General features: G+C 38.5%; 4 protein-coding genes. All 4 read right to left on the bottom strand.

What is annotated here, in order from left to right; all coding sequences use genetic code 11:
- Nucleotides 1-353 precede the first annotated feature (353 nt).
- The 4 genes from ACFIL3_RS09510 to ACFIL3_RS09495 all read right to left on the bottom strand — a co-directional run bounded on the left by ACFIL3_RS09510 (nucleotide 354) and on the right by ACFIL3_RS09495 (nucleotide 2,155).
- Nucleotides 354-710 carry a hypothetical protein gene (locus tag ACFIL3_RS09510; protein ID WP_375682159.1) on the bottom strand — a complete coding sequence of 119 codons (357 nt, stop codon included), beginning with the start codon at nucleotides 708-710 and terminating at the stop codon, nucleotides 354-356.
- Between the two features lie 229 nt (nucleotides 711-939).
- Nucleotides 940-1,278: a hypothetical protein gene (locus tag ACFIL3_RS09505; RefSeq protein ID WP_375638446.1), complete on the bottom strand. Its 339-nt coding sequence runs from the start codon at nucleotides 1,276-1,278 to the stop codon at nucleotides 940-942.
- Nucleotides 1,279-1,425: 147 nt separating this feature from the next.
- Complete coding sequence (locus ACFIL3_RS09500; protein ID WP_375682158.1) at nucleotides 1,426-1,698, bottom strand: hypothetical protein; 273 nt, start codon at nucleotides 1,696-1,698, stop codon at nucleotides 1,426-1,428.
- Between the two features lie 238 nt (nucleotides 1,699-1,936).
- The gene (locus tag ACFIL3_RS09495; RefSeq protein ID WP_375682157.1) at nucleotides 1,937-2,155 is read right to left on the bottom strand and encodes a hypothetical protein; all 219 of its coding nucleotides are present in this window, start codon (nucleotides 2,153-2,155) and stop codon (nucleotides 1,937-1,939) included.
- Nucleotides 2,156-2,733: the final 578 nt, after the last annotated feature.

The following is a 2,733-nucleotide window of genomic DNA, read 5'->3' as shown; positions in this document are numbered from 1 at the left end:
AGCAGCCACAATGAAAGCAATACAAAAGATGACTTTATAATTTTTGCGTGTCAGAAACGCTTCTTCAAGCGCAAAAGTCCGTGGTTCTTTATCCAATGGTGAATTTTTTCCATTGCCCCTCATTTTTTATCCCTCATTTGTTTCAATTTTTAAGCCATTTTCATGAACCGAAGCTTTCGTCCTCACAATGAATGAGGGTTCATCAATATCAAGCGCTTGTATCCTTCATCTTTTATAAAGACAATATCAAGGGTGCATTTTTTTCCATCACCTTCAAACATCGCACGAAGAGAAGGTCTCTCCTACAACGCATGAGAATATATAAAGACCAGTATTCATTTTCTGCCCTCCCTTCACACGCTGTTTTGTTGGTAAGCCGTTTTTCTTCTCTGCCAGATTTCTTGATCCAACTTATCGATCTTTTTTTTCAACAAACGCGTAAAGATGATACCGACCACAAAGGCAACAGGAATGAGTACAAAAAGAAGCGCTGATATAAAAACCAATATTAATGTTAAAATGAACAGGATATAATTCCACCACCCTGTCAAATCCCACTTAAAAAACATAAAGAATGCCATTATAAAAGCTGACACAATGAAAGCCATACAAAAGATAACTTTATAATTTTTGCTTGTCAAAAACGCTTCTTCCAGCGAAAAAGACCGTAATTCTTCATCCAATGATGCATTTTTTCCATTGCCCCTCATTTTTTATCCCTCATTTGTTTCAATTTTCAAGCCATTTTCATGAACCGAAGCTTTCGTCCTCACAATGAATGAGAGTTCATCAATATCAAGCGCTTGTATTCCTCATCTTTTATAAAGACAATATCAGGGGTGCATTTTTTTCATCAACTTCAAACATCGCACGAATAGAAGGTCTCTCCTACAACGCATGAGAATATATAAAGACCAGTATTCATTTTCTGCCCTCCCTTCACACGCTGTTTTGTTGGTAAGCCGTTTTTCTTCGCTGCCAGATTTCCTGATCCAACTTATCGATCTTTTTTTTCAACAAACGCGTAAAAATGATACGCACCACAAAGGCAACAGGAATGAGTACAAAAATTAAATCTAATATAACCTGCACGATGCAAAAGAGAGCTGCCACGACATCCCCTTCCCACCCCGCCAACTTCCACTCAAGCCACATGAGTAAGAAGAGAAGAGCCGTTCTTAAAGCTGCCACAATGAAAGCAATGAAAAAAATGACTTTATAATTTTTGCTTGTCAAAAACGCTTCTTCCAGCGAAAAAGACCGTAATTCTTCATCCAATGATGCATTTTTTCCATTGCCCCTCATTTTTTATAAAGACAATATCAGGGGTGCCTTTTTTTTCATCAACTTCAAACATCATGTTTTCATCACTCACAGTGTACCCCCTATTGTCTTAAGGCTTCTCTTTTCTCCTCGATCAAATTTTCATAAAATATCTTCTTCTATTGCACAAATTTGGGTCTCTGACTCTAAAATTCTAAGTGCTCTTTTTATTTTCAGGAAGATAAGCTGCTTTCCAAAGAAGAAGCAAACGAGTGCAAGAAAATCGTAACGAAGTTGCTTTGTCTTTATGACGATTTGAATCATCAACAAAACCGGCCCAAATTGATTTTTTCGATATTTTTTTTCAAAACCCAAACTTTCATCTTCCATAAAGCTTTTATGAGAAAGCTGCCAAATGTTAATATCAGCCCTCAATACCAAAGCCCCAAGGGTGTGCAAGTAAAGAAGAAGCCACTTGAGAGATAGTACAATTTCCTTTTCCCAAGGAAGGGTGTTCTATTGAAAGCCAAGCACGCGGCCAAGATCAACCTCAGTCCCAGATCAACCTCATTCATTGCCTCATCGAAAACTTCCTCAAGTACACGACACGCCCTACGCTTACCTCTTCCTCAAGAAATTTCAATCCCTTTGCCTTAAAATCCACCCCTTTGCCTCAATGCCTCGTTGTCAATCTGGCCCCCCAAAATGATAAAGCCCCCAAATGATAAGGATTAATCATTTGGCAAGCCGCAGCATGGATACCAGCGTCTCCAACAATTCCATAACCAAATTGCACAAAACCTTTTTCATCCAGAGATGAGAAACTGTCCTTAGCGGTCTCGTAAATAAATAACAGTCTCGTAAATAAATAAATGTCCCTCTTTTCTTTCAATTTTCCCCCTCTACCCCAGGCTCTTTAAAAGCACTGTTACACTTGCTATGGAGCAAAAAGTCTTGATCAAAACGTGTGCTTTTGGCTCACCTTCTCTATGCGCCTTGCCTCCACCTGCAAGAAAATGGGTTCTTTTTCCCCAAACACCAGAATATCTTTTGCTTTAAATATAGATTTTTCGCTCTCCATATCGCTTGGTAAAACACATTTTTATGCTTGATAAAAAGAAAATAAGTTACAAGATTTTCTCTCTTTAAGAGAACAGAAACAGCAAGTAAAGTCCAAGAGCAGCCCCTCTTCACTTTCCCCTTAAAAGCTCACAAAAATCCCACTCAAACAAAAGTACCACTCAAGCAAGAATCCTACTCAAGCAAGAGCCTCAATTCTTTTCAAAACACGACACAAATATAAAAAGGCATAAAACGAGAAGTGTCCCCCATGCTCCTTAATGAACAAGTCAAAGGCAAGGCTCAATAAAAGCCCTCTTCACTTTCCTCTCAGCACTCAAGCAAGAGCACCAACTCAAGCAAGAGCCTCAATTCTTTAAAAAAACACGACACAAATATAAAAAGGCATAA

This window comes from Bartonella sp. CE47NXGY (assembly GCF_042195415.1).
Taxonomy (GTDB): Bacteria; Pseudomonadota; Alphaproteobacteria; order Rhizobiales; family Rhizobiaceae; genus Bartonella.
The sequence above is the reverse complement of the archived record's forward strand: the minus strand, read 5'-3'. Positions and strand labels throughout refer to the sequence as shown.